This window comes from Pseudomonas faucium (assembly GCF_021602585.1).
GTDB lineage: Bacteria > Pseudomonadota > Gammaproteobacteria > Pseudomonadales > Pseudomonadaceae > Aquipseudomonas > Aquipseudomonas faucium.
Genome location: NZ_BQIP01000007.1, coordinates 85,962 through 112,637 on the forward strand (window position 1 = coordinate 85,962; position 26,676 = coordinate 112,637).

Below are 26,676 nucleotides of genomic sequence, written 5' to 3' on the forward strand. Positions count from 1 at the left end.
TAAAGCAAAGACGCGCCCACGGCGCGCCGTCCAATGCTACAGAATGCCTGCCACTGCCGCCCGGCGACCTCGCCGGGCATTTATTGCAAAGTGTGTTGCTCGACAAACACTTGCGGCTCCATGCCTTCACGGCTGACCAGGCGATTCAACTCGACCATGGGCAGTCGCACACTCAGCAGGCTGCGCCCTTCTTCGTCATGCTCCTCACTCTGCACGGCACCCAGGGCAAAGAATTGCGCGCGCAAGCGGGCAAAACGCTGCTCCAGACACAGGGTACCGACAAACAGATCATCCCCCAGCAACTCGGCAATCGCCTGACCCACCAGCTCCAGGCCACGTCCATCTCGTGCCGAGACCCAGACCCGCTCCGGCTTGCCGTCGGCGTTGCGCTGGATCTGCGGCTCGACATCTTCGAGCAGGTCGAGTTTGTTATAGACCTCGAGGATCGGCAAGCCTTCGGCACCGATCTCGCCCAATACCGCCAGCACCTGCTCGATCTGCTCCATGCGCTCTGGCTCATGGGCGTCGATCACGTGCAGCAGCAGGTCGGAGTTGCTCGACTCTTCGAGCGTAGCCCGAAAAGCCTCGACCAGCTTGTGCGGCAGGTGGCGAATGAAGCCCACGGTGTCGGCCAGCACGATCGGCCCGAGGTCGTTGAGCTCGAGACGGCGCAACGTCGGGTCGAGGGTGGCGAACAACTGGTCGGCGGCGTACACCTCGGACTGGGTCAAGGCGTTGAACAGCGTCGACTTGCCGGCGTTGGTGTAGCCCACCAGCGAAACCGACGGGATATCCGCACGGCGGCGGCCACGGCGAGCCTGCTCACGCTGGCTGCGGACCTTCTCCAGGCGCCCCTTGATCTGCCGCAGGCGTACCCGCAGCAAACGACGGTCGGTTTCAAGCTGGGTTTCACCCGGGCCGCGCAGGCCGATACCACCCTTCTGACGCTCAAGGTGGGTCCAGCCGCGCACCAGCCGCGTGCTCATGTGCTCAAGCTGGGCCAGTTCGACCTGCAGCTTGCCTTCATGGGTACGCGCCCGTTGGGCGAAGATATCGAGGATCAGCCCGGTGCGGTCGAGCACGCGACACTCGAAGACACGTTCGAGGTTGCGCTCCTGACTGGGCGTGAGGGTGTGATTGAAAATCACCAGGTCTACCTGTTCGGCTTTGACCAGGTCGCGAAATTCCTCGACCTTGCCGCTGCCAATCAGGTATTTGGCGGTCGGCTGATGCCGGGCCACCGTGACCAGCGAAACGATGTCGGCGCCGGCCGACAATGCCAGTTCCTGAAACTCCTGCGGATCTTCGCGCGCCTCAGGGTTCTGACCTTCCAAGTGAACGAGCAGCGCTCGCTCACCACCACCGTGGCGCTCAAAGAACAATGCAGGCTCCTATCAGGCGTTGCCTGGCTCGCTTTCACCGTGTTCGGAATCGGACGGGCTAGGCAGGCGAATCGCACGCACAGGAACTACGGTCGAAATGGCGTGCTTGTAAACCATCTGGCTGACAGTGTTCTTCAGCAGAACGACGAACTGGTCGAACGACTCGATCTGGCCTTGCAGTTTGATGCCGTTGACCAGATAGATAGAAACCGCAACCTTTTCTTTTCTCAAGGTATTCAAGTAAGGGTCTTGTAGCGAATGCCCTTTTGACATATGCCGCACTCCTGTAAGGATCAATAATAGAAAGTCAAAGAAATCGATAAGTTGGCCGTCCCTTCGCAAGAATAGACGGCAATCAGCAGGGACTCATCTCAATATGGAGACGGCCCCAAGGTATTTCAAGGTGCGGGACAGATTGTCGCAGGCCAGGCTGTCGAGCCAGTGTACGTCGGGCCAGCTACGCAACCAGGTGAACTGCCGCTTGGCCAGCTGCCGGGTAGCAATGATACCGCGTTCTCGCATCTCATTCTCAGTCAGCTTGCCGTCGAGGTAGTCCCAGACCTGCCGATACCCCACTGCCCGTATAGACGGCAGCGCCGCGTGCAAGTCACTTCTGGCTCGCAGCGATCGGACCTCGTCGATGAAGCCCTGTTCCAGCATCTGCGAAAATCGTAGCGCAATTCGCTGATGCAAAATGTGACGATCTGTAGGAGCAATCGCCAAACTCGCGACAGTATAGGGCAAATGCGAGTCAGCGCCTGCGTCTGCGCCGCGACTTTCCGCGAATTGACGTTGCCGATGGGCCGTCATGCTCTCGCCGCTCACCCGGTACACTTCCAGCGCCCGAATCAGGCGTTGCGGGTCGTTGGGGTGAATGCGCGTGGCCGATTGCGGGTCCACTTCGGCCAGCTGCCGGTGCAGTTCGGCCAGGCCCAGCGCCTGCGCCTGGGCCTCCAGCTCGGCGCGCACCGCGGCATCGGCCGCAGGCATGTCCGCCAGGCCGTCGACCAGGGCCTTGTAATAGAGCATGGTGCCGCCCACCAGCAGCGGGATCTTGCCGCGTGCGGTGATTTCGGCCATTGCCTCGAGGGCATCAGCGCGAAACTGTGCGGCCGAATAGCTTTCGGCCGGGTCGCGAATGTCGATCAGGCGGTGCGGATGGGCGGCCAGGATCTCCTTGGAGGGCTTGGCCGAACCGATGTCCATGCCGCGATAGACCAGCGCCGAGTCGACGCTGATCAGCTCGCAGGGCAGCACCTTGGTCAGTTCGATGGCCAGGTCGGTCTTGCCGGCCGCCGTTGGGCCCATGAGGAATATTGCTGGGGGCTTGCCGCTCATTTCATCGACCGCGCAGGAAAAGTTTGTCCAGGTCGTCCAGGCCCATCTGGGTCCAGGTCGGGCGGCCGTGGTTGCACTGGCCGCTGCGCTCGGTGTTTTCCATGTCGCGCAGCAAGGCGTTCATCTCGGGGATGGCCAGGCGCCGGTTGGCGCGCACGGCGCCGTGGCAGGCCATGGTGCCGAGCAGTTCGTTGAGGTGCGCCTGGATGCGGTCGCTGGTGCCGTATTCCATCAGGTCGGCGAGCACATCCTGCACCAGGCGGTTGGCCTCGGCTTGCTTGAGCAAGGCCGGGATCTGGCGGATCGCCAGGGTTTCCGGGCCCAGACGCTGTAACTCGAAGCCCAGGCGCTGGAACCACTGGCCATGCTCTTCGGCGCAGTCGGCTTCGCGCTGGCTCAGCGCCAGCGTCTCCGGCACCAGCAACGGCTGGCCGCTCAGGCCCTCGCTGGCCATCGCCACCTTGAGCCGCTCGTACATGATGCGCTCGTGGGCGGCGTGCATGTCCACCAACACCAGCCCGACGGCATTCTCGGCCAGGATGTAGATGCCCTTGAGCTGGGCCAGGGCATAGCCCAGCGGCGGGATATCGCCCTGGCTCTCGGGCAGCGCGGCAGGCGCCCCGGCGCCGTCGTTCAACGGCTTGTAGAACTCGCGATAGACCGCCTGCGACTCGGCCGCTGGCAGCGGTTGGGATGGACGCGGGGTGTACTGGTACTGGTAGCCCGCGCCACTGCCGCCATTGGAAACCGCAAACTGCGGAGCCTGGGGCTGTTCGAGCACCGGCGAGGCCAGGCGCATTTCGCCCTGCGGGCCGAACTCACCCGCCTGCTGGCCACTCGGGCGGGCGATTTCAGCCCCAGCAGCAGGCGCAGCCAGCTGGTCTTCCGGGCGAACGTCGGCCAGCGCACGGTGCAAGGTGCCGTAGAGGAAGTCATGCACCGAGCGCCCCTCGCGGAAGCGCACTTCGTGCTTGGTCGGGTGCACGTTGACGTCGACGCCATTGGGCTCGAGCTCGAGGAACAGCACGAAGGTCGGGTGACGGCCATTGAACAGCACGTCGCGATAGGCCTGGCGCACGGCATGGGCGACCAGTTTGTCGCGTACCGCGCGGCCATTGACGAAAAAGTACTGCAAGTCCGCCTGGCTGCGCGAGAACGTCGGCAGGCCGACCCAACCCCACAGGCGCAGGCCGTTGCGCTCGACATCGATGGGCAGCGCCTGCTCCATGAAGCCTGGGCCGCAGATGGCGCCGACCCTGCGGGCACGGGCGGTTTCGTCGTGCGCTTCGTGCAGGCTGAGAATGCTCTTGCCGTTGTGGCGCAGGTGGAAGCCGACGTCGAAACGGGCCAGGGCCAGGCGCCGGATGACTTCCTGCAGGTGATCGAACTCGGTCTTCTCGGCCTTGAGGAACTTGCGCCGGGCCGGGGTGTTGAAGAACAGGTCACGCACTTCCACCGAGGTACCGACCGGGTGAGCGGCAGGCTGCACCCGCGGCGTCATGTCGCGCCCTTCGGTTTCCACCTGCCAGGCTTCGCTGGCGTTGGCAGTGCGCGAAGTCAGGGTCAGGCGCGCCACCGAGCTGATCGATGCCAGGGCCTCACCGCGAAAACCGAGGCTCAGCACGCCTTCGAGGTCTTCCAGTTCGCGAATCTTGCTGGTGGCGTGACGGGCCAGGGCCAGCGGCAGGTCGTCGGCGGAGATACCGCCGCCGTCGTCGCGCACCCGCAGCAGCTTGACGCCGCCCTGCTCGACCTCGACATCGATGCGCCGGGCACCGGAGTCGAGGCTGTTTTCCAGCAGCTCCTTGGCCACCGAGGCCGGGCGCTCGACCACCTCACCTGCGGCAATCTGGTTGGCCAGCCGCGGGCTGAGCAGCTGGATGCGCGAACCGCCACTCATTGCTGCGAGGCCAGGGTGGTGGCGGGGATGCTGAGGTGCTGGCCGACTTTCAGTTCATCGGTCTTCAGGCTGTTGCTGCTGCGCAGGCTCGGCACGCTGACCTGGTAGCGCACGGCAATCATCGCCAGCGTCTCGCCAGGGCGCACGGTATGGTCACGCGGCCCCTGGGCAATCTTGCCGCTGTCGCGCAGCCAGGCCACGTAGGTGCCAGGCGGCGGGTTTTGCTGGAAGTACTGGCGCACGCCGGTATGGATCGAACGCGCCAGGGCCTGCTGGTGGCTAGCGGTGGCCAGCTTGGCGGCTTCGTTGTTGTTCGAGATGAACCCGGTTTCAACGAGGATCGATGGGATATCCGGCGATTTCAGCACCATGAAGCCCGCCTGTTCCACGCGCTGCTTGTGCAGCGAAGTGACCCGACCCATGTTGCCGAGCACCTTTTGCCCGACATTCAGGCTGGAGCTGAGGGTGGCGGTCATCGACAGGTCGAGCAGCACACCGGCCAGCATGCGGTCCTTGTCGTCGAGGCTGACGTTGCCGGCACCGCCGATCAGGTCGGAGCGGTTTTCCGTGTCGGCCAGCCAGCGCGCGGTCTCGGAGGTGGCACCCCGGTCGGACAGGGCGAACACCGAAGCACCGAACGCGGCCCGCGACGGCGCGGCGTCGGCGTGGATCGAAATGAACAGGTCGGCGCCCTTCTTACGGGCGATCTCGGTGCGCTTGCGCAGCGGGATGAAGTAGTCACCGGTGCGGGTCAGCTCGGCGCGGTAGCCCTTCTCGGTGTTGATCTGGCGCTGCAGTTCCTTGGCGATCTGCAGCACGATGTCTTTTTCATGCTGGCCGCGCGAGCCGGAGGCACCCGGGTCCTCGCCGCCGTGGCCGGCGTCGATGGCGACCACGATGTCGCGCTTGCCGGCGGGTACCGGCGGCAGCTTGATCGCAGGCTGCGCCGGGCTGACCGGCACGGCAGGCGTGGTCGCCGGGGTAGGCGTCGGGGTGGGCGTTGGCGGCGGTGCGGTGGCCGCAATGGCGTCCGATTCCTGGTCGTACAGGTCTACCACCAGGCGGTTGCCGTACTGGGCATTGGGCGCCAGGGTGAAGCTCTTCGGGGTGACCGATTTTTTCAGGTCGACCACCACGCGCAGGTCGGTGGGCGTGCGCTGGGCAGAGCGCACGCTGCTGATCGGCGTGTTGGAAGTGGACACGTTCAGCGGCGCGGCCAGGGTCGCGCCATTGATGTCGATCACCAGGCGGTCGGGCGCGCTCAGGGTGAAGACGCTATGCTGCACCGGGCCGGACAGGTCGAAGACCAGCCGTGTGTTGTCCGGCGCGCGCCACAGGCGCATGCTCTTGACTTGTGTGACGGCCAGAGCGTCAACGGTCACTGCTGTCAGCAGCAGCCCAACCACAGCGACCAGTGCGCGTATGCGCATACCTACCCCACTTACTGTTTATTGTGTTCGGCCAGTGCAGTGCACCAAGCCTCGCCGCGAGCCCCCTGCGGCGAAAGGTTCAGCGAGCGTCCGCCCGCTTGGGGGCTTATGGTAATGGTCAGGTCAGGCTTTGGCAAAACGCCCGCACCCTTTTGTGGCCACTCGAACAGGCACAGCGGGTCGCCTTCGAAGTAGTCGCGAATGCCCATGAACTCCAGCTCTTCCGGATCGACCAGGCGATACAGGTCGAAGTGGTAGGCACGCACGTCGCCGATCTCGTAGGGTTCTACCACAGTAAATGTCGGACTTTTCACCGCTCCAGTATGGCCCAGGCCACGGATCAGGCCACGGGACAGGGTGGTCTTGCCAGCGCCCAGGTCACCTTCGAGAAAAATCACGCCGTGACCGCCGGTCACCTCGGCCAGTTTGCCGCCAAAGGCGACCGTGGCCGCTTCATCGGCCAGAAACAGGGTTATGCCAGACACGCAGAATGCTCCTCCAACAACTCACGAATGACCGGCGCCAGATCACTGGCCGCCAAGCCTCTACCTTTGCTCCCCAGGCGCTCGCCCGCACAGGCGTGCAGCCACACCCCCAGGCACGCGGCATCCCAGGTAGCCAGCCCCTGGGCCAGCAGCGCACCCAGCACCCCCGTCAACACATCGCCCAGCCCCGCGCCGGCCATCGCCGGGTGGCCGCGCTCGCACAGCGCCAGCTTGCCCGCAGGGTCGGCGACCAGGGTGCCGGCCCCCTTGAGCACGCACACACTGGCATAGCGCCGCGCCAGCTTGCGCGCGGCTCCAGCACGGTCGGCCTGCACCGCCTCGGTGGAAATGCCCAGCAGCCGCGCCGCCTCCCCCGGGTGCGGGGTGAGGATGCTGGCGCTGGGCAGGGCCAGCGGCGTGCGCGCCAGCAGGTTCAGGGCATCGGCGTCCCACACCTGCGGCCGCTCGGCATTGGCCACCGCCGACAGCAGGCTGCGGCCCCAGGCCGCCTGGCCCAGGCCAGGGCCCACCACCAGCACCGAGGCACGCTCGAGCGGGGCCATGAGCTGGTTGGCCGAACTCAGCCCCAGGCACATGACTTCCGGCAGGCGCGCAAGGCTAGCGGCCACGTGTTCGGGGCGGGTCGCCACGCTGACCAGGCCAGCGCCGCAGCGCAGCGCCGCCTCGGCACTGAGCAGCACGGCGCCACCGGTGCCGAGGTCGCCACCGACCACCAGCAGGTGGCCGAAGTCGCCCTTTTGGGCCTGCGCAGGCCGTGCAGGCAGGCGCGCGACCGTCAAGCCAGTGAGCAGTTGCGGGGCGTGGCCGGGGTGTTTGGTCTGGGGCATGGGGTCAAAGGCTCCAATGTCTGGCAGAATTATACGCACCTGAGCCCGTATTGCCTTGCCCATCCATGTCCGCTTCCGCACCTGACCTCGCCGCACTGGCCCAATCGATCAAGAATTGGGGCCGAGAACTCGGTTTTGCCCACGTCGGCATCGCCGGGGTGGACCTTGGCGAGCACGAACATCACCTGCAGCGCTGGCTCGACGCCGGCTACCAGGGCGAGATGGAATACCTTGGCGCCCACGGCAGCAAGCGCGCCCACCCCGAACAGCTGATCCCCGGCACCGTGCGCGTGGTGTCACTGCGCATGGACTACCTGCCCGGCGACACGCAGATGGCGCAACGCCTGGCACAGCCGGAAAAGGCCTATGTGTCGCGCTATGCCCTGGGCCGCGACTACCACAAGCTGGTGCGCAAGCGCGTGCAGCACCTGGCCGACCGCATCCAGGAAGCGATCGGCCCGTTCGGCTACCGCGCCTTCGTCGACAGCGCTCCGGTACTGGAAAAGGCCCTGGCCGAACAGGCCGGGCTGGGTTGGATCGGCAAGAACACCCTGCTGCTCAACCGCAAGGCCGGCAGTTACTTCTTCCTCGCCGAACTGTTCGTCGACCTACCGCTGCCGGTGGACGAGGCGCATGCCAGTGAACACTGCGGGCGCTGCGAGGCCTGCCTGGATATCTGCCCGACCAAGGCCTTCGTCGGGCCTTATGTGCTGGATGCGCGGCGCTGCATCTCGTACCTGACCATCGAGCTGAAGGGCGCGATTCCCGTGGAGTTGCGCGCGATGATGGGCAATCGGGTGTTCGGCTGCGACGATTGCCAGATCGTCTGCCCGTGGAACCGCTTTGCCCGGCCCACCCAGGAAAACGACTTCCAGCCTCGGCACGGGCTGGAAAACGCCGAGCTGGCCGAGATGTTCCTGTGGGATGAACGCACCTTCCTGCGCAAGACCGAAGGCGGGCCGCTGCGGCGTGCGGGGTACGAGCGGTGGCTGCGCAACCTGGCGGTGGGGCTGGGCAATGCGCCTTCGACCATACCGGTGCTGGAGGCGTTGAAGGCTCGCCAGGACGACCCGTCGGAGCTAGTGCGCGAGCATGTGCAGTGGGCGCTGGCGCAGCATGAGCACCGCTAGGGGCCGCTGCGCGCCCCAATCGCCGGCAAGCCGGCTCCCACAGTGACAGCGGCGCTGCCCTACCCGTGGGAGCCGGCTTGCCGGCGATAGGGCCCACAGCGGCACCGCCTCACTGCTGGTCGTTGTAGTGGAACTTGGGCATTTCCCAATGAAAACGAATGGCCAGCAAGCGCACCAGAAAGCCACCGAACAAGGTCAGCAGCATCGCCTGCTCGGCCGGCAGCTTGAAATACACGCACCCCAGGTAGAACCACGCCGCCGCGAACGACACGCTGGCATACAGCTCACGGCGAAACACCAGGGGAATGTCGTTGCAGAAGATATCCCGCAGGATCCCGCCAAACACCCCGGTGATCACCCCGCTGATCGATGCCACCAGCATGCCCTGCCCCATCTCCAGCGCAGTCATGCAACCAATCAGGGTAAAGGCCACCAGCCCCAGGGCATCGAGCACCAGGAACAGCGAGCGCAAGCGGCGCATCATCGGCGCGATGAAAATCGTCAGCAGCGCGGCAAGGCTGGTCAACACCAGGTATTCCGGGTGCTTCACCCAGGTCAGCGGGTAGTGCCCGAGCAGCACGTCGCGCACCGAGCCGCCCCCCAGGGCGGTGACGCAGGCAATCAGCACCACGCCAAACCAGTCCATGCCGCGACGGCCGGCAGACAAGGCGCCGGTCATGGCTTCGGCGGTGATGGCGATGAGGTAGAGCATCAGCAACATGGTGCGGGTCCGTGCGAGAAAGGCGCGCAGTCTAACCAGTTGCCCAAGGCACCAAAAGAGGGCGCCGATAGATTATCTGCGCCCTTCGGCTCACACCTTGATGAAGTGCTGGCGATAGTGGCGCAGCTCGGCGATCGACTCGCGGATATCGTCCAGCGCCAGGTGGGTGCTGCCCTTCTTGAAGCTGTCACGCACCTCCGGCGCCCAGCGTGCAGCCAGCTCCTTGACGGTGGAGACGTCGAGGTTGCGGTAGTGGAAGTAGTTTTCCAGGCCGCGCATGTGGCGGTAGAGGAAGCGGCGGTCCTGGCAGATGCTGTTGCCGCAGATCGGCGACTTGCCCTTGGGCACCCACTGCTCGAGGAAGGCGATGGTCTGCGCCTCGGCCTCGGCCATGCTGACCTGGCTTTCGCGCACGCGCTGGGTCAGGCCCGAGGCGCCGTGGGTGCGGGTGTTCCACTCGTCCATGCGCGCCAGCACTTCGTCGCTGTGGTGGATGGCGATCACCGGGCCTTCGGCCAGGGTGTTCAGCTCGCTGTCGGTGACGATGGTGGCCATCTCGATGATGACGTCGTTGTCCGGATCGAGGCCGGTCATTTCCAGGTCGATCCAGATCAGGTTCTGTGGGTTCTGCATGCAGGGCTCCTCATATAGGCGCTCATATTAGCCTAGCGGGCATGGCCTGCGCATGCGCACTGCAACGCCAGGGGCCATGGTCCGGCGCCTGGCGTGCTAAACTGCCCGCCGATTTCATTCGCCCCTCCACGGAACCTTCATGGCCAAACGCCAGCTCAATCGCCGCCAGAACTGGCGCATCGAAAAAATCCAGAACGAACGCGCCGCACGCGCCGCCAAACGCGAACAGCATGCGCTGCAGGAGCTGGAGGGGGGTGACCTTGGACCTGAACAACTCGGCCTGGTGATCGCCCACTTCGGTGTACAGGTCGAGGTCGAGGCCCAGGACGGCGAAGCTGCCGGCCAGGTGTTCCGTTGCCACCTGCGGGCCAACCTGCCAGCGCTGGTCACCGGCGACCGCGTGGTATGGCGTGCGGGCAACCAGGGCATTGGCGTGATCGTCGCGCAGATGCCGCGCAGCACCGAGCTGTGCCGGCCGAACAACCACGGCCAGCTCAAGCCGGTGGCGGCCAACGTCGACTTGATCGTGATCGTCTTCGCCCCGGCCCCCGAGCCGCACCCGAACCTGATCGACCGCTACCTGGTGGCCGCCGAGCACGCCGGTATCCGCCCGCTGCTGCTGCTGAACAAGGCCGACCTGATCGACGAGCACAACGGCCCCGGCCTGCACGCGTTGCTCGAGGTCTACCGCGAGCTGGGCTACCCGCTGCTGGAAGTGTCGGCGCACCAGGGCGATGGCATGCAACGCCTGCAGCAGATGCTGGACGGGCACATCAGCGTGTTCGTCGGCCAGTCGGGCGTGGGCAAGTCATCGCTGGTCAACAGCCTGCTGCCGGATGCCGGCACCCGCGTGGGCGACCTTTCCGAATGGTCCGGCCAGGGCACCCACACCACCACTACCGCGCGCCTGTATCACTTCCCCAATGGCGGTGACCTGATCGACTCGCCGGGCATTCGCGAGTTCGGCCTCGGCCACGTCAGCCGCAGCGATGTGGAAGATGGCTTCATCGAATTCCGCGACCTGTTCGGCACCTGCCGCTTCCGCGACTGCAAACATGACCGCGAGCCCGGTTGTGCGCTGCTCAAGGCACTGGAAGACGGCCGCATCAAGCCGCAACGGATGAACAGCTACCGCTCGATCATTGCCAGCCTGCCGGAAGACGCCTACTGATCTGTAGGATTTTTTACCGCAGAAAGTAGGACGATTCCGGATTTAGCGTCATCTATTGCTCCCACCGCTGCTTTCCCTGATGGTCATGGCTTCTATCAGGGAGGGCAACCGCGATGCCGGTGTTCATCAGCTACCGCCACGAAGAGCGGCTTGACGCCTTCATTCTCAACGAGCGCCTGCTGCTCGAAGGCATCCCCGCACAACTGGTCCTGTTCGACTTCGACGGGCAGACCAGCGAAGACCTGTATGGCAGTTTCTGCCAGCACATGAGTGATGCGACCCACTGGATCGGCCTGCTGCCAGAAGCGTTCAGCGAAGAGTGGTGGACCGCCTGGCTGCTCGGGGCCGCGGTAATGGCCGGGCGCCGGGTGAGCTTCTTTCAACCCACCGGCGATACGCTGCCGGCGCACCTTTGCAAGTGGCCGGTGATGCGCGAGCGCACGCACATCGACCTGTTCGTACGGGCCTACCACGACGAGCGCACCTTCGCCCGCGCCCTGACCTTGCCAGCGCCTGGCGGCAGCTGGGCGGACCGGGACAATGCGGACTACTTCCATGCCGACCTCAAGGCCAAGATCCGGCGGGGGTTTTGAACGCCGGCAGGGGCTGCAAAGCGGCCCCTCAGGCCTTACTGGTCCTTCGCCTCGTCCATCTTCAAGGTGCCATCCTCGAAGATGTTCAGCTTCTGGCGCAGCTCACGCGGCTGCATCGGCGCCTCATCGGCACCCGGCGCCGCCGAAGCGCCCGGTGCAGCACCCGCAGGTGCCGGCGCCTGGGCCGGCGGCGTCGCCTCTGGCGTGCCCTGCTCGCCCTCGATGTTGCGCTGGGCTTTCTTGGTCAGGACGATGATGTCGATACGGCGGTTGACCGGGTTGAACGGGTCCTTGCGGTCGAACAGCGACGACGAGGCGTAGCCCACCACGCGCGCCACCTGGTCATCCGGGTAGCCACCGGCCACCAACGCACGGCGCGCGGCATTGGCACGGTTGGCCGACAGTTCCCAGTTGCCGAACTCACCGCTGCCCGAATAAGGCTTGGCATCGGTATGGCCACTGATGCTGATCTTGTTCGGCACCGCCTTGATGGTGTCGGCCATGGCCAGCAGGATGTCTTCGAAGTACGGCTGCAGGCGCGCGCTGCCAATGTCGAACATCGGCCGGTTCTCGGCATCCATGATCTGGATGCGCAGGCCGTCCTGAGTGATCTCGAACAGGATCTGGTCCTTGAACTTCTGCAGCTGCGGGTTCTCTTCGACCTTGTTCTGCAACTCCTGCAGCAACAGCTCCAGGCGCTCGCGCTCCACCTGCTCGGCCATGGTCTCGACCTGGTCCTTGTCCAGCTGGATGCTGGTATCAGGCGTAGGCTCGGACTTTTCTTCCGGGTTGATGGTCTTTTCCGGCGCCAGCTGGGGCGATCCGCCCAGGTCGATGACGTAGGGCGTACCACTCTCGGAGAAGCCGATCGGGTCCTTGAAGTAGCCGGCGATGGCGATCTTCTGTTCCGGCGTGGCGGTGGACAGCAGCCACAGCACCAGGAAGAACGCCATCATCGCCGTGGCGAAGTCGGCGAAGGCGATCTTCCAGGCACCCCCGTGGTGCCCGCCACCATAGCGCTTGACGCGCTTGATGATTATCGGCTGATTGTTTTCCATGGATCAGCGACCGCGAACCGCTTGTTCCAGCTCGGCGAAGCTTGGGCGATGCTTGGGGTACAGCACCTTGCGCCCGAACTCCACGGCCAGCGAAGGCGGCATGCCGGAGGCCGAGGCCACCAGCGACGCCTTGATCGACTCATAGAGGTTGAGCTCCTCCTTGGCATCGTGCTCCAGGCACTTGGCCAGCGGGCCGAAGAAGCCGTAGGCCGCCAGAATACCGAAGAAGGTACCCACCAGCGCCGCACCCACGTGCAGGCCAATGGACTTCTGATCGCCCTCACCCAGCGACGCCATGGTCACCACGATACCCAGTACCGCCGCGACGATACCGAAGCCCGGCATGCCGTCGGCAATGCCGGAGACCGCGTGCGACGGGTGCTCGAGCTCTTCCTTCATGCTCAGCAGCTCCATGTCGAACAGGCCTTCGAGTTCATGGGGCGCCATGTTGCCGGTGGACATGATGCGCAGGTAGTCGCAGATGAACGCGGTCATGCGCTCATCGCCCAGCACCGCAGGGTACTTGGCGAAGATCGGGCTGGCCGCGGCGTCCTCGATGTCGCCCTCGATGGCCATCATGCCCTCGCGACGGCTCTTGTTGAGAATCTCGTAGATAAGGCCCAGCACTTCCAGGTAGAAGGTGTGGGTGAAGCGCGAGCCGAACATCTTCATCGACTTCTTGATTACATGCATGGTCATGTAACCCGGGTTGGCCTGCATGAAAGCGCCAAAGGCCGCACCGCCGATGATCAGCACTTCGAACGGCTGGATCAGCGCCGCGATCTTGCCGTGGGAGAGCACATATCCGCCGAGCACGCTCGCGAATACGACGATGATGCCGATAATTTTAGCCATAGGTTCAAAGCACTTGCTGTCGTGGTCAGGGTGAGGGACGGGAGCTTTAAAACTCTTCTTCTACTTATCGGCAGAACTGCGCCAGACTATAGCCACATAATGAGAAAAGCCAGTTTGGACTGATGTCAAAATGCCAATGGAATCCAAGGTGTCCACTCAGAATCCGCGTACCCTAGAGGCCTGGGTAAAACTGCTCGACGGTGTGCGTGTACCGGTGCCGAAGCAGAGTTACGACCGGGTCATGAGCGCCATCAACGATAGCCGCCGCTCCTTGCGCGACATCGCCGAACTGATGCAGGACAGCCCGGCCCTGGTGCTGTCGGTGATGCGCGAGGCCAATCACTCGGCCAACGCCAGCCAGGCAGAACCGGCCGAGAGCCTTGAAATCGCCCTCAACCGCCTGGGCCTGGCGCGCACCCGCGAGCTGCTCACCCGCCTGCCGGCAGTGCCGGAGGCCGAGGTTCCGCCGGTGCTGGGCCAGTTCCTGATGATCAGCCAGCATGCCGCGCAGCAGGCCAGCGGCCTGTTCGCCAGCCGCCTGGCGCGGTTGTGGCAGGAAATCCACTGGGGCAGCCTGCTGTTCCTCTCGCCGCTGTGGCCCATGGCGCTGACCTGCCCCAAGCTGCTGGACACCTGGGAGCTTCGGGTTATCCACAAGGGCGAAGAGGCCGCCGAGGTCGAAGAAGAGCTGTTCGGCGTGCGCATCATGGCCCTGTGCCGAGCCGTGGCCGAACAATGGCGCCTGCCGCAGTGGGTCACCCAGGGTTACCGCCTGCTGCTCGAAGAACGCGAGCAACTGGCCCAGGTGCTGAGTATCGCCCGCGACGAAGACCTGCTCAGCCAACAGCACCGCCTGGACGAAACACCGGGCCTGCGCCGCTGGTTCAACCAGCCCGCCAACACCGTGCTGCTGGCCAACAACCTCGCGCTGGCCGCCCAGGTAGGCTGGGACAACCCGCACCTGCTGCGCTGGCAGCTGCTGACCGCGCTGTACCTGCAAACCTCGCTGGAAGACGTGCAGCAGCAGGTTCACCAACAGGCTGCCGCCAGTGCCCGGCGCCATGCCCGGCACGCGCTGTTCCACCCGGCCGAGGCATTGCTCTGGCCCTGGCAGCAACGCCGCCCGCACCCCGACATGCTGGCGCCACCACCGCCCAACGCCGAGCAGCTCGGCCTCTGGCGCACCCTGTGCCAGGGCCTGCTGGCCCAGCCCAGCCCGTTCAGCAATGGCGTGCACCTGGCCACCCAGGCGCGCGAAGCCCTGCAGGCATGCGGTATGCAGCGCATCCTGCTGCTCAACCTGGACAAAGCCAACGACCTGCTGCGCGTCCAGCAAGCGGCCGGCCTGCCGAAGGAGGCGGCGGCAATCGCCCTGCCCCTTACCCAGAACAAACTGCTGCAGAAGCTGGTCAGCAAGGCCGGGCAACTGCGCCTGACGCCAGAAAACCACGGCCAGTTCTCTGCCCTGTTGCCACCGGCCCTGCGCGCGCTGTTTCGCAGCGAACACGTGCTGCTGCGCTCGCTGGCGGTCAATGACCAGGTGCTGATGCTGGCAGTGGCCGACCAGGGCGGCAAACCGCTGGCCGACGTCAGCGTGCAGGCCTTTGGCAAAACCGCGCAATGCATCGAACGCGCCCTGGCGGTGTTTGCCAATCGCAATGCCTGACCCTTGCGCTACAATCGCCCCCTCTTTCCACACTGGAGACCGTGGATGACAGACTTTTCCGGATTGCCCCTGGTGATCGAGCCCGAGGATCTGCTGCCGCGCCTGGGCTCAGCGCAACTGATCCTGGTCGACCTGAGCAGCGCCAACCGCTATGTCAGCGGCCACATCCCCGGCGCTCGCTTCGTCGAGGGCAAGCGCACCCAGCTGGGCCTGCCGCCTGCGCCCGGCCTGCTGCCGGCCGTTGCCGACCTGGAGAAACTGTTCAGCGAACTCGGCCATCGCGACGATGCCGTCTACGTGGTCTACGACGACGAAGGCGGCGGCTGGGCCGGGCGCTTCATCTGGCTGCTCGACGTGATCGGCCATCGGGCCTATCACTACCTCAACGGCGGCATCCAGGCCTGGCCGGCCGACAAGCTGGTCACCGAAGTGCCGCCTGCGGCCAACACGCCTGTGCGCCTGCACGTGCATGGCGAGCCGACCGCCACCCGCGAATACCTGCAGAGCCGCCTGGGCGCCGACGACCTGGTCATCTGGGATGCCCGCGCACCGCAAGAATTCAGTGGCGAGAAGGTCTTGGCAGCCAAGGGCGGGCATATCCCCGGCGCCATCAATTTCGAATGGACCGCCGGCATGGACCTCAACGACCACCTGCGCATTCGCCAGGACATCGCCGAAGTCCTGCAGCAACTGGGCATCACGCCCGACAAGGAAGTGATCACCCATTGCCAGTCACACCGCCGCTCCGGTTTCACCTACCTGGTGGCCAAAGCCCTCGGTTACCCGCGCATCAAGGCCTACGCCGGGTCGTGGAGTGAATGGGGCAACCACCCGGACACGCCTGTAGAAGTTTAAGGAACCTGCATGAAATCCCGTTTGTTCATCATCAGCCAGTACCTGCTGCCGCACCACCTGCTGTCGCGGTTGGCCGGCTGCGTCGCCGAGTGCCGCGCACGCTGGTTCAAGAATGCCTTCACCGCCTGGTTCGCCAAGCGCTACCAGGTGAACATGAGCGAAGCGCTGGTCGAAGACCTGAGTGCCTACGAGCACTTCAACGCCTTCTTCACCCGTGCGCTGAAGCCGGGCGCGCGCCCGCTGGACGAAACCCCGGGGGCGATCCTCTGCCCGGCCGACGGTGCCGTCAGCCAGCTCGGCCCGATCGAGCACGGCCGCATCTTCCAGGCCAAGGGCCACAGCTTCAGCGCCCTGGAGCTGCTCGGCGGCGACCCGGCCCTGGCCGCGCCGTTCATGGGCGGCGAGTTCGCCACCATCTACCTGTCGCCCAAGGACTACCACCGCGTGCACATGCCGCTGGCCGGCACCCTGCGCGAGATGGTCTATGTGCCGGGCCGCCTGTTCTCGGTGAACCAGACCACGGCGGAAAACGTCCCTGAACTGTTCGCCCGCAACGAGCGCGTCGTGTGCCTGTTCGATACCGAGCGCGGGCCGATGGCCGTGGTGCTGGTCGGTGCGATGATCGTTGCCTCGATCGAGACGGTCTGGGCAGGCTTGGTCACGCCACCCAAGCGTGAGCTGAAGACCTTCCGCTATGACGAAGGCAGCCGTGCGCCGATCCACCTGGAAAAAGGTGCGGAGCTGGGCCGCTTCAAGCTGGGCTCCACGGCCATCGTGCTGTTCGGGCCGGAGCAGGTGAAATGGGCCGAAACCCTGGGTGCCGGTTCGGCAACCCGCATGGGTGAGCTGCTGGCGGTGCCTGCACAGGGTTGATTCGCCCTCGGGGCTGCTTTGCAGCCCTTTCGCGACACAAGGCCGCTCCTACAGGGGATCGCGTACACCTGTAGGAGCGGCCTTGTGTCGCGAAAGGGCCGCAAAGCGGCCCCAATATTTCAGATCAGACGCGGGCGTCGCGGTCGCGCAGCCCCAACAGATACAGCACCCCATCCAGCCCCAGGGTCGAAATCGCCTGCTTGGCCGACTGACGCACCAGCGGCTTGGCGCGGAAGGCCACACCCAGGCCCGCCAGCGACAGCATCGGCAGGTCGTTGGCCCCGTCACCCACGGCAATCGTCTGCTCCAGCTGCAAGCCCTCTTCGCTCGCCAACTGCTGCAGCAGCTCGGCCTTGCGCTGGGCATCGACGATCGGCTCCACGGCCACGCCGGTCACCTTGCCGTCGACCACTTCCAGCTCGTTGGCGAACACGTAGTCGATGCCCAGGCGCGCCTGCACCTGCTTGGCGAAGTAGGTGAAGCCACCGGAAAGGATCGCGGTCTTGTAGCCCAGGCGCTTGAGTTCGGCGAACAGGTTCTCGGCGCCTTCGGTCAGGCGCAGGGAAGCGCCGATCTCGTCGAGCACGCCGACATCCAGGCCCTTGAGCAGCGCCATGCGCTCCTTGAAGCTGGCGCGAAAATCCAGCTCGCCGCGCATCGCCCGCTCGGTGATGGCCGCGACCTGCTCGCCGACGCCCGCCGCCTTGGCCAGCTCGTCGATGACCTCGGCCTCGATCAGCGTCGAGTCCATGTCGAACACCGCCAGGCGGCGGTTGCGGCGGAACAGGTCGTCCTTCTGGAAGGCAATGTCGATGCTCAGCGCTTCGGACAAGGCAAAGAAGTCGGCGCGCAGGGCCTGGGCATCGCTCGGCACGCCACGCACGGAAATTTCCACGGCTGCCTTGCCTTTTTCGCTCGCGGCATCGAGGCCAACGCGGGCAGACAGGCGCTCGATGCGCTCGATGGTCAGGCCGTACTGGCTGATGACCGCACTCACCCGCTGCAGCTGCTCGGGGGTGATCTTGCGGCTGAGCAGGGTGACGATGTGGCGAGCCTCGCCGTGGCCATCGGCCCAGTGCTGGTAATCGGCCTCGGAAATCGGCGTGTAGCGGGCCTGCAGGTTCAGCTCATGGGCCTTGGACTGCACGCTCTGCAGCAGGCTGGTGGCCACTTCGTTGTCCGGGATATCGACCAGGATGCCGAACGACAAGGTGCCGTGCATGACGGCCAGGCCGATGTCGAGGATGTTCACACCGCCCTGGAGCAGGACGCCGGTAATTGCGGCGGTGAGACCGGGACGGTCCTCACCGGTGATGTTGATCAGGACGATTTCGCGCACAACCTGGCTCCGACTTCGATGAAAAATGCGCATTCTACCGATTTTCCGTGACCATCGGGCGCCATCGATACTTTGCCGACAAAACACGGGTCGCTATACTGCGCAACACTTTTCCGCCACTAAGAGCCGCGCTCTGTGAACCGGCCCACGCCCGTCAAACCAGACAACTTCTTCCTCATGATCTTCCGAGCCCTGCGCCAACGTCGCGTTCCACTGGCACTGCGCATCGCCAGCACCAACATTTTCCTGGTGGCGCTGGCGTTGGTGATCTATGCCTGCGTGATGGGCCTGCAGTTCAAGCAGGCCATGCACGAACAGGCCGACGCCCTTGGCCAGAGCCTGACCACCCAGACCGCCACCTCGGCGACCGAGCTGCTGGTGTCCAACGACATCCTCAGCCTCAACGTGCTGCTGGGTAACCTGGTGAAGAACCCCTTGGTGGCCCATGCGGCGATCTACAGCGTCGACAACCGCATCCTCGCCGAGGCCGGCCAGCGCCCGCGCAACAGCCTGCTGGGCGAGACGCAAGGCCTGTACCAGACCAAGATCACCTTCCAGGACGTGACCGCCGGGCAGTTGCGCATCAGCCTGGACATGAACCAGTTCCAGCAACCGATGCTGATCAGCCTGCAGAGCATGGGCATCCTGGCCGCGATCCTGCTGGCCCTGGCGCTGAGCCTGAGCCTGCGCCAAGGCCGCCACATCACCCTGCCGCTGCTGCAGCTGCGTGTATGGCTGCGCGACCCGCACCCCTACACCCCGGCGATCGACCGCCAGGATGAGATCGGCGATATCGCCCGCCAGCTGCACGCCCGCCTGGCTCCGCCGCCACCGCCGGAGCCGGAGCCTGCGCCTGAAGAAGAACCGGAAGACGAGTTCGACGACCTGCACGAGGCTGCGCCCGCGCCGGCGCCCAAAGCTGCGCCACGCGCCAAGGTCACGGCCGACGTCGACGAAGACGACGACGACGAGGCCTTTGCCGGGCTGCTGGACGAAGAGCCCGCACCCAAGCCGGCCGTGGTCAAGTCCGACGAACCGCAGTACACCGCAGTGCTGGCGGTGCAGCTCGGCTCCCAGGAGCAACTGCGCCGCCTGCCGCGCACACGCCTGACCGAACTGCTGGAGCGCTACCGCGACTGCCTGGAACAGGCGGCGTCGCTGTACGAAGGTGAAACCTTCACGCTCAATGACGGCAGCACCCTGGTGCTGTTCCACAGCAGCGACTGCGGCGAGGACTACCTGACCAATGCCATTTGCTGCGGCGAGCTGCTGCGCGCCCTGGGGCACGCCCTGCAGATCGAGGTAGCCGACAGTGGCATCACCCTGCAACTGCAGCTTGGCCTGACCCTGGGCGACGACCTGCAGGGGCTGGAGCAGGTCGACCTGCTGCTGGAGGAAAAGGCCCAGGACGCCCTGGCGCTGTCCCAGCACAGCCGTAACCTGCTGCTGGTGGAGCGGCCGATCAGCGATGACGCACTGATTCGCCAACGTGCCCGCATTCGGCCGATTGCCAGCCCTGAGGGCGCCTGCTGCGTGGAGCGGCTGATGGAGCCTTATCCGTCGATGCTGGAGCGCCAGCTGGCGCGGATGCACGAGCGCAGGGCGTAAGGCCAAGCGCCGCTGTTTGTAGGAGCGGCCTTGTGTCGCGAAAGGGCCGCAAAGCGGCCCCAGCAATATCAGCAGCGCCGCGAAGATCCTGGGGCCGCCTTGCGGCCCTTTCGCGACACAAGGCCGCTCCTACAAGGGCATGCGTCAAACCAGGCAATAAAAAAGCCCGCACATGTGCGGGCTTTTTCGTGACTGGCGCAAGTATCAGAACCGATAGACTTCCATATCGGTACGGATCGGCGAAGCCATCGGGATCTTCGACTTCTCCGGCTCCTTCTTCACCTGCACCGGTGCAGCAGGCTTCTTCGGCGCCTCCTCGGCGATCGCCGGCTGGTTGGCCAGCGGCTTGACCGCCGCGCTCAACTGTTCGGCCAGCTTCTGCAACAGCTGCCCCTGAGCCTGCACCTGCGACGACTCGGTACCCTCATGCTGCTGCTCGAGGTGAACGATGCGGTTGTCGCGCACATGGCCACGGCGGTCGAGCAAACGCCATTGGGCGTCGAGAATCGCCGGCTGGTTCTTGCCCGAGTCCAGGCGGGTGATCGACAGCAACACCTGCACGTCTGGCGAGAAGCCGGTGCTGGCCGGCGACAGCACCACGCGCTGGCTGTCCAGGCGCCAGGCCAGCTGACGCACCAGCAGTTGATCGATGTCTGCCGACAGGCTACCCGCCCAACGACCGTCGGTCGCCGAACTCAGGCTGCCATCGGCCTGGCGCTGCAGGAAGGTTTCACGTTGCAGGTAATCGGCAATCGACACCGGGCCGAGCACCACGGCCATGCCCGCACTTTGCGAAGGCTGGCCAGGATCACCGCTGTCGAGCTGATACAGGGCAACCGGCTGATGCATGCTGCATCCGCTCAGCCCCAGCAAGCCCGTCATCAACAGCGCAAATGGAAGGCGCAGAAATTTCATTCATCCCATCCAAGCGGTCGCCCCCGGCAAACCGCAGTGATACTGATATTCGTTCATTCGGGCACACGGCCACGCCGGCACCGCAAGGGCACTATCATCCGCGAAATATCGGCCCGACTCCAGCATTTCCGCCTGGAACGGCGCTGAAAATGCCGTTCCAGACCACTCATCGGGTCAGGCCGGGCCTTCTACCTGCAACCCATCGACGCGCTGGAAGCCGCGTGGCAGCTTGCTACCACGCCGGCCGCGTTCGCCCTTGTAATGCTCGAGGTCGTCGGGCTTCAGTGACAGGGTACGCTTGCCGGCTTGCAAAACAAGGGTCGCACCCTCGGCAATCACGGCCAGGTCGGTGACATATTCTTCACGACTGGCCACTCGATCACCTGGCACGCCAATGATCTTGTTGCCCTTGCCTTTGCCCAGCTGCGGCAGGTCGGCCACCTTGAACACCAGCAGGCGGCCTTCGGTGGTCACTGCCGCCAGCCAGTCCTGCTCACGGTTGGCCACCGGGCGCGGGCTCATCACCTTGGAGCCGTTGGGCAGGCTGATCAGGCCCTTGCCGGCCTTGTTCTTGGCCTGCAGGTCCTCACCCTTGACCACGAAGCCGTAACCGGCGTCGGACGCCACCACATACAGGGCATCGTCTTCAGGCAACAGCACGCATTCGAAAGTCGCGCCCGGCGGCGGCGTCAGCCGGCCGGTCAGCGGCTCGCCCTGGCCCCGCGCCGAAGGCAGGCTATGGGCTGGCAGCGAGTAACTGCGCCCGGTGGAGTCGATGAGCACGGCAAATTGGTTGGAACGGCCAGCGGCGGCGGCCTTGAAGCCATCGCCCGCCTTGTAGGAAAGGCCGGTGGCATCGATGTCGTGGCCCTTGGCGCAACGCACCCAGCCCTTCTCCGACAGCACCACGGTGACAGGCTCAGTCGGCATCAGCTCGTTTTCGGACAGCGCCTTGGCTTCGGCGCGCTCGACGATCGGCGAACGGCGCGCATCGCCGTAGGTTTCGGCATCCTTGATCAGCTCGCTGCGCACCAGCTTGCGCAGCTTGGCGTCGCTGCCCAGCAGGGCCTGCAGTTTGGCCTGCTCCTTGAGCAGCTCGTCCTGCTCGCCACGGATCTTCATCTCTTCCAGGCGCGCCAGCTGACGCAGACGGGTCTCGAGGATGTATTCGGCCTGGATCTCGGACAGCTCGAAACGGGCGATCAGCGCCTGCTTGGGGTGCTCCTCGGTGCGGATGATATGGATCACTTCATCCAGGTTGAGGAACGCGGTGAGCAAGCCTTCCAACAGGTGCAGGCGCTTCTCGACCTTGTCCAGGCGGTGCTGCAGCCGGCGACGAACGGTGCCGATGCGGAACTCCAGCCACTCCAGCAGCAAGGCGCGCAAATTCTTCAGCTGCGGCCGGCCATCGAGGCCGATGATGTTGACGTTGACCCGATAGCTGCTTTCCAGGTCGGTGGTGGCGAACAGGTGCTGCATCAGCTCGGCCGCATCCACCCGGTTGGAGCGCGGGATGATGACGATACGGCAGGGGTTCTCGTGGTCCGACTCGTCACGCAGGTCGGCGACCATCGGCAGCTTCTTGGCCTGCATCTGCGCGGCGATCTGCTCCAGCACCTTGGCGCCGGAGACCTGATGCGGCAGCGCGGTGACGACGATGTCGCCGTCCTCGACGCGGTACACCGCACGCATGCGGATCGAGCCACGGCCGCTTTCGTAGATCTTCAGGATCTCGGCACGCGGGGTGATGATTTCGGCTTCGGTCGGGTAGTCGGGGCCCTGGATATGCTCGCACAGCTGCTCGAGGGTGGCCTTGGGCTCGTCGAGCAGGCGCACGCAGGCGCTGGCCACTTCGCGCAGGTTGTGCGGCGGAACGTCGGTGGCCATGCCCACGGCAATGCCGGTGGTGCCGTTGAGCAGGATGTTCGGCAGCCGCGCCGGCAACACCGCCGGCTCCTGCAGGGTGCCGTCGAAGTTCGGCACCCAGTCCGCGGTGCCCTGGCCCAGCTCGCTGAGCAGCACTTCGGAATAGCGCGACAGCCGCGCCTCGGTATAACGCATGGCGGCGAACGACTTCGGATCGTCCGGCGCCCCCCAGTTACCCTGGCCATCGACCAGCGTGTAGCGGTAGCTGAACGGCTGCGCCATCAGCACCATGGCCTCGTAGCAGGCCGAATCGCCGTGGGGGTGGAACTTGCCGAGCACGTCGCCGACGGTACGCGCCGATTTCTTGTGCTTGGCATCGGCATCGAGCCCCAACTCGCTCATGGCATAGACGATGCGTCGCTGCACAGGCTTCAGGCCATCGCCGATATGCGGCAGGGCCCGGTCCATGATCACGTACATGGAGTAGTTGAGGTAGGCCTGTTCGGTGAAGTCAGCCAGCGAACGGCGTTCGACGCCGTCGAGGCTGAGTTCCAGTGAGTCGCTCATGCGGGCCTCGTCATTTCAGGTTCTGGCGCAGCAGCATGGTGCCGCCGCGCTGGGTAAATTCAAGTTGTTTCAGTGCGCTCATGCCGAGCAGCACGGTTTGCCCATCCAGCCCGGGCACCACCAGGGCACGCACGTTCTGCAGGCGGATATCGCCAAGCTGCAGGCTGTCCAGGCGCGTGCGGTAGCCTTCGGTACGGCCATTGGCGGTACTGAGCATCACCGGGCTGCCACGCTGCAGGGCCAGGTCGCGAGCCAGCACCTCGGGGATCGCCACGTCGGTGGCGCCGGTGTCGAGCATGAAATGCACCGCTTGGCCATTGATCGCGCCATCGGCCACGAAATGGCCCTGGCCGTTGCCCAGCAGGCGCACCTCGATGAAGCCTTCGCCATGCGCCGATTGCACCTGGGCGTTGGGGTTGCTCTGGCGCGTCTCCCAGTCCCCGAAGAAACGCGTGGCGAGGAACATCGCCGCCGCCCAGGCGACGATCATCAGTACCCTGCCCGCACGCTTGCCCGGTGCCTGGCTCATGGTTTGGCGCTCCAGCCACCTTGCGGTGCGTCGAAGCGCCAGACCACCGGCCGGCTTTCGCCATCGGCGCGGTCGCCGTTGTTGTTATCGATACCGACCCAGGCGCCCTTGGCGTCGATCACCAGCGCTTCGGCCAGGCCGAACGGCTGATCGTAGAGGCGCTGCGGCACCAGCGCATCGGCGGCGAACGACCAGCAGCGCTCGACCTTGCCGCTGTCGGCATCACGCCGGCAGATGCGGTAGGCATTGCGCTCGAGAGTGAACAGCTTGCCCTCGAACCAGGCCAGGTCGGCAAAATCCCGCGCCAGCGCCCGCGCGTTGGGCATCTGCGGCGGCTGCATTTCCACCCCGGCCTCGCTCAGCAGCACGCAGGTGGCGCCGCAGGTCCACACCGACTGCTGGCGCTCGATCGCCACCAGCCCGCGGCGCTCGCGCTCGGCGGCCAGCCACAGGCGGTCGCCGGCGGGGTTGATCGCCAGGCCTTCGAACAAGGCGTTGAAGTGCAGCAGCATGCCGCTGGCACGGGCCTGGCGAATCATCGCCGGGTCGATCTTCAGCCAATCTGGCTCACCTTCGAGCGGCAATTGCAGCACCGCTGCATGGGCTTCGCTGACCAGGTAGATGTTGTCGGCCTGATCGCAGGTGATGCCTTCGTAGTCCAGCTCGCCTCCGCGGATGTACGACGCGGCCCAATTGCGGGTCTTCAAGCCCCAGGGCAAGCCGCTCTCCGGCACCGGCGGCGGCGTGAAGGTCAAGGGTTGGGCGCGCCACACGCTGCCTTGCTGGTCAAGGCGGTAGATGCGGTCGTCGTCGCGGTCGGAAACACCCCACAGCGCGCCACGGCAAATGGCCAACCCGGAAAGGTTGCCGCCGCGCATGCCGTCGATCGGGTGCTCGGCTACCAGCTTCAGCTCTGGCCAGTTGCCCGCCAGGCTTGGCAGGGCAACAAGGCTCAGCAGCACTGCGGCCAGCAGACGAATCAAACCAGGACCTCGGCCAGGTTGCCTTTGGTTTCCAGCCAGTTCTTGCGATCGCCTGCGCGCTTCTTGGCCAGCAGCATGTCCATGATCTCGGTGGTGCCCGGCAGGTCGTCCAGGGTCAGCTGGACCAGGCGCCGGGTGTTCGGGTCCATGGTGGTTTCACGCAGCTGCGGCGGGTTCATCTCGCCCAGGCCCTTGAATCGCGTGACCTGTGGCTTACCGCGCTTCTTCTCGGCGACCAACCGGTCAAGGATGCCGTCGCGCTCGGCTTCGTCGAGCGCGTAGTAGATTTCCTTGCCCAGGTCGATGCGGTACAGCGGCGGCATGGCGACATACACGTGGCCGGCTTCCACCAGCGGGCGGAAGTGCTGGACGAACAGGGCGCACAGCAGGGTGGCGATGTGCAGGCCGTCGGAGTCGGCGTCGGCGAGGATGCAGATCTTGCCGTAGCGCAGCTGCGACAGGTCGGCGGCGCCAGGGTCGACACCGATGGCCACGGCAATGTTGTGCACTTCCTGGCTGGCCAGCACTTCGCCGCCGTCCACTTCCCAGGTGTTGAGGATCTTGCCGCGCAGCGGCAGGATCGCCTGGAACTCCTTGTCCCGTGCTTGCTTGGCCGAACCACCGGCGGAGTCGCCCTCGACCAGGAACAGCTCGGCGCGCATCGGGTCCTGCCCGGCGCAGTCGGCCAGCTTGCCCGGCAACGCCGGGCCCTGGGTGATGCGCTTGCGCTCGACCTTCTTGCTCGCCTTCAGGCGGCGCCCGGCGTTGCTGATGGCCAGCTCTGCCAGCTGCATGCCCACTTCGGGGTGGCCGTTGAGCCACAGGCTGAAAGCGTCCTTGACCACGCCCGAAACGAAGGCCGCGGCCTCGCGGGACGACAGGCGTTCCTTGGTCTGCCCGGAGAATTGCGGCTCCTGCATCTTCATCGAGAGCACGAAGGTGATGCGTTCCCAGACGTCTTCCGGCGCCAGCTTCACCCCACGCGGCAGCAGGTTGCGGAACTCGCAGAATTCGCGCATCGCATCCAGAAGGCCCTGGCGCAGGCCGTTGACGTGGGTACCGCCCTGGGCGGTGGGGATCAGGTTGACGTAGCTTTCCTGAACGCTGTCGCCACCTTCGGGCAGCCACAGCAAGGCCCAGTCCACGGCCTCCTTGTTGCCGGCCAGGCTGCCGCAGAACGGCTCGTCGGGCAGGCGCAGGAACTCGCTGACCGAGTCGACCAGGTAGGAGCGCAGGCCATCCTCGTAGTGCCACTCGACCTTCTCGCCGCTGGCCTTGTCCTCGAAGCTCACCAACAGGCCCGGGCACAGCACGGCCTTGGCCTTGAGCACGTGCTTGAGGCGGCTGATGGAGAATTTCGGCGAATCGAAATACTTCGGGTCCGGGCTGAAGTACACGCTGGTGCCGGTGTTGCGCTTGCCGACGCTGCCGACCACTTCCAGCTCGCTGGCCTTGAAGCCGTCGGCGAAGGTCATCTGGTACTCGTTGCCGTCGCGCTTGACGCGCACGCGCACTTGGGTCGACAGGGCGTTGACCACCGAGATGCCGACGCCGTGCAGGCCGCCGGAGAACTGGTAGTTCTTGTTGGAGAACTTGCCGCCGGCGTGCAGCTTGGTGAGGATCAGCTCGACACCCGACACGCCTTCTTCGGGGTGGATATCCACCGGCATGCCGCGGCCGTCGTCGCTGACTTCCAGCGAGTGGTCGGCATGCAGGATGACCTGGACCGACCGGGCGTGGCCGGCCAGGGCTTCGTCGACGCTGTTGTCGATGACTTCCTGGGCCAGGTGGTTCGGCCGGCTGGTATCGGTGTACATGCCCGGCCGCTTGCGGACCGGGTCAAGGCCCGAGAGGACTTCGATGGCGTCTGCGTTATAGGCGCTAGCGCTGGGATTGGCCATGGGTTCTCGTCGTCAGTCTGGTGAATGCGA

24 protein-coding genes are annotated in these 26,676 nt (G+C 65.3%); 7 read left to right on the plus strand and 17 right to left on the minus strand.

The window, feature by feature from the left end; translation table 11 throughout:
- Positions 1 to 80: 80 nt before the first annotated feature.
- The 7 genes from hflX to L6D75_RS10495 form a co-directional block, all read right to left on the minus strand.
- Positions 81 to 1,382 (minus strand): ribosome rescue GTPase HflX, encoded by a 1,302-nt coding sequence (hflX, locus tag L6D75_RS10465; protein ID WP_176516073.1) that lies wholly within the window; start codon positions 1,380 to 1,382, stop codon positions 81 to 83.
- A gap of 12 nt (positions 1,383 to 1,394) precedes the next feature.
- Positions 1,395 to 1,655, minus strand: coding sequence for an RNA chaperone Hfq (hfq, locus tag L6D75_RS10470; RefSeq protein ID WP_176516075.1), 261 nt, complete (start codon positions 1,653 to 1,655; stop codon positions 1,395 to 1,397).
- A 93-nt stretch (positions 1,656 to 1,748) separates the two neighbouring features.
- Positions 1,749 to 2,720, minus strand: coding sequence for a tRNA (adenosine(37)-N6)-dimethylallyltransferase MiaA (gene miaA / locus L6D75_RS10475; protein ID WP_176516077.1), 972 nt, complete (start codon positions 2,718 to 2,720; stop codon positions 1,749 to 1,751).
- 1 nt (position 2,721) lies between these two features.
- Positions 2,722 to 4,620 (minus strand): DNA mismatch repair endonuclease MutL, encoded by a 1,899-nt coding sequence (mutL, locus tag L6D75_RS10480; RefSeq protein WP_176516079.1) that lies wholly within the window; start codon positions 4,618 to 4,620, stop codon positions 2,722 to 2,724.
- Entirely contained in the window at positions 4,617 to 6,050 is a 1,434-nt protein-coding gene (locus L6D75_RS10485) for an N-acetylmuramoyl-L-alanine amidase (RefSeq protein ID WP_176516081.1), read from the minus strand. The genes mutL and L6D75_RS10485 overlap by 4 nt, the downstream gene beginning before the upstream one ends.
- Positions 6,051 to 6,061: 11 nt before the next feature.
- Positions 6,062 to 6,535: a tRNA (adenosine(37)-N6)-threonylcarbamoyltransferase complex ATPase subunit type 1 TsaE gene (gene tsaE / locus L6D75_RS10490; protein WP_176516084.1), complete on the minus strand. Its 474-nt coding sequence runs from the start codon at positions 6,533 to 6,535 to the stop codon at positions 6,062 to 6,064.
- Positions 6,523 to 7,383 carry an NAD(P)H-hydrate dehydratase gene (locus L6D75_RS10495; RefSeq protein WP_176516086.1) on the minus strand — a complete coding sequence of 287 codons (861 nt, stop codon included), beginning with the start codon at positions 7,381 to 7,383 and terminating at the stop codon, positions 6,523 to 6,525. The genes tsaE and L6D75_RS10495 overlap by 13 nt, the downstream gene beginning before the upstream one ends.
- Before the next feature lie 65 nt (positions 7,384 to 7,448).
- On the opposite strand from L6D75_RS10495, the gene queG reads away from it, so the two are divergent.
- Positions 7,449 to 8,513: a tRNA epoxyqueuosine(34) reductase QueG gene (queG, locus tag L6D75_RS10500; protein WP_176516089.1), complete on the plus strand. Its 1,065-nt coding sequence runs from the start codon at positions 7,449 to 7,451 to the stop codon at positions 8,511 to 8,513.
- 109 nt (positions 8,514 to 8,622) lie between these two features.
- Here queG and L6D75_RS10505 read toward each other — a convergent pair whose 3' ends face one another.
- Both L6D75_RS10505 and orn read right to left on the minus strand, forming a co-directional pair.
- Entirely contained in the window at positions 8,623 to 9,234 is a 612-nt protein-coding gene (locus tag L6D75_RS10505; protein ID WP_027920741.1) for a trimeric intracellular cation channel family protein, read from the minus strand.
- 90 nt (positions 9,235 to 9,324) lie between these two features.
- Entirely contained in the window at positions 9,325 to 9,867 is a 543-nt protein-coding gene (orn, locus tag L6D75_RS10510) for an oligoribonuclease (RefSeq protein WP_176516091.1), read from the minus strand.
- Positions 9,868 to 10,006: 139 nt separating this feature from the next.
- Here orn and rsgA point away from each other — a divergent pair, with 139 nt between their 5' ends.
- The gene (gene rsgA / locus L6D75_RS10515) at positions 10,007 to 11,038 is read left to right on the plus strand and encodes a small ribosomal subunit biogenesis GTPase RsgA (RefSeq protein ID WP_176516093.1); all 1,032 of its coding nucleotides are present in this window, start codon (positions 10,007 to 10,009) and stop codon (positions 11,036 to 11,038) included.
- A gap of 113 nt (positions 11,039 to 11,151) precedes the next feature.
- On the plus strand, positions 11,152 to 11,631 hold the full coding sequence (locus tag L6D75_RS10520; RefSeq protein WP_176516095.1) for a molecular chaperone Tir: 480 nt from the start codon (positions 11,152 to 11,154) through the stop codon (positions 11,629 to 11,631).
- A gap of 35 nt (positions 11,632 to 11,666) precedes the next feature.
- Here L6D75_RS10520 and motB read toward each other — a convergent pair whose 3' ends face one another.
- Both motB and motA read right to left on the minus strand, forming a co-directional pair.
- Positions 11,667 to 12,689, minus strand: a complete 1,023-nt coding sequence (gene motB / locus L6D75_RS10525; protein ID WP_176516097.1) for a flagellar motor protein MotB — start codon at positions 12,687 to 12,689, stop codon at positions 11,667 to 11,669.
- 3 nt (positions 12,690 to 12,692) lie between these two features.
- On the minus strand, positions 12,693 to 13,544 hold the full coding sequence (gene motA, locus L6D75_RS10530; RefSeq protein ID WP_176516099.1) for a flagellar motor stator protein MotA: 852 nt from the start codon (positions 13,542 to 13,544) through the stop codon (positions 12,693 to 12,695).
- 130 nt (positions 13,545 to 13,674) lie between these two features.
- Between motA and L6D75_RS10535 the strand changes: the two genes are divergently transcribed.
- From L6D75_RS10535 to asd, 3 genes are read left to right on the plus strand one after another with little or no spacing between them, the layout of a single operon-like run.
- A complete protein-coding gene (locus L6D75_RS10535; RefSeq protein WP_176516101.1) occupies positions 13,675 to 15,210 on the plus strand; it encodes an HDOD domain-containing protein in 1,536 nt (511 codons plus the stop codon).
- Between the two features lie 45 nt (positions 15,211 to 15,255).
- Complete coding sequence (locus L6D75_RS10540) at positions 15,256 to 16,065, plus strand: rhodanese-like domain-containing protein (protein ID WP_176516103.1); 810 nt, start codon at positions 15,256 to 15,258, stop codon at positions 16,063 to 16,065.
- 9 nt (positions 16,066 to 16,074) lie between these two features.
- Positions 16,075 to 16,938 carry an archaetidylserine decarboxylase gene (gene asd, locus L6D75_RS10545; protein ID WP_176516105.1) on the plus strand — a complete coding sequence of 288 codons (864 nt, stop codon included), beginning with the start codon at positions 16,075 to 16,077 and terminating at the stop codon, positions 16,936 to 16,938.
- Between the two features lie 124 nt (positions 16,939 to 17,062).
- Here asd and serB read toward each other — a convergent pair whose 3' ends face one another.
- Positions 17,063 to 18,277, minus strand: a complete 1,215-nt coding sequence (gene serB / locus L6D75_RS10550; protein ID WP_176516107.1) for a phosphoserine phosphatase SerB — start codon at positions 18,275 to 18,277, stop codon at positions 17,063 to 17,065.
- A 135-nt stretch (positions 18,278 to 18,412) separates the two neighbouring features.
- On the opposite strand from serB, the gene L6D75_RS10555 reads away from it, so the two are divergent.
- Entirely contained in the window at positions 18,413 to 19,885 is a 1,473-nt protein-coding gene (locus L6D75_RS10555) for an AhpA/YtjB family protein (RefSeq protein WP_176516109.1), read from the plus strand.
- A 204-nt stretch (positions 19,886 to 20,089) separates the two neighbouring features.
- On the opposite strand, the gene L6D75_RS10560 is transcribed toward L6D75_RS10555, so the two are convergent.
- The 5 genes from L6D75_RS10560 to parE all read right to left on the minus strand — a co-directional run bounded on the left by L6D75_RS10560 (position 20,090) and on the right by parE (position 26,646).
- The gene (locus L6D75_RS10560; RefSeq protein ID WP_176516111.1) at positions 20,090 to 20,800 is read right to left on the minus strand and encodes a PqiC family protein; all 711 of its coding nucleotides are present in this window, start codon (positions 20,798 to 20,800) and stop codon (positions 20,090 to 20,092) included.
- Positions 20,801 to 20,974: 174 nt separating this feature from the next.
- Positions 20,975 to 23,233, minus strand: coding sequence for a DNA topoisomerase IV subunit A (gene parC, locus L6D75_RS10565; RefSeq protein WP_176516113.1), 2,259 nt, complete (start codon positions 23,231 to 23,233; stop codon positions 20,975 to 20,977).
- A 10-nt stretch (positions 23,234 to 23,243) separates the two neighbouring features.
- A complete protein-coding gene (locus L6D75_RS10570) occupies positions 23,244 to 23,762 on the minus strand; it encodes a retropepsin-like aspartic protease family protein (protein ID WP_176516115.1) in 519 nt (172 codons plus the stop codon).
- Positions 23,759 to 24,745 carry an esterase-like activity of phytase family protein gene (locus L6D75_RS10575; RefSeq protein ID WP_176516117.1) on the minus strand — a complete coding sequence of 329 codons (987 nt, stop codon included), beginning with the start codon at positions 24,743 to 24,745 and terminating at the stop codon, positions 23,759 to 23,761. Before L6D75_RS10575 ends, L6D75_RS10570 begins: the two co-directional genes overlap by 4 nt.
- A complete protein-coding gene (parE, locus tag L6D75_RS10580) occupies positions 24,742 to 26,646 on the minus strand; it encodes a DNA topoisomerase IV subunit B (RefSeq protein ID WP_176516119.1) in 1,905 nt (634 codons plus the stop codon). Before parE ends, L6D75_RS10575 begins: the two co-directional genes overlap by 4 nt.
- Positions 26,647 to 26,676: the final 30 nt, after the last annotated feature.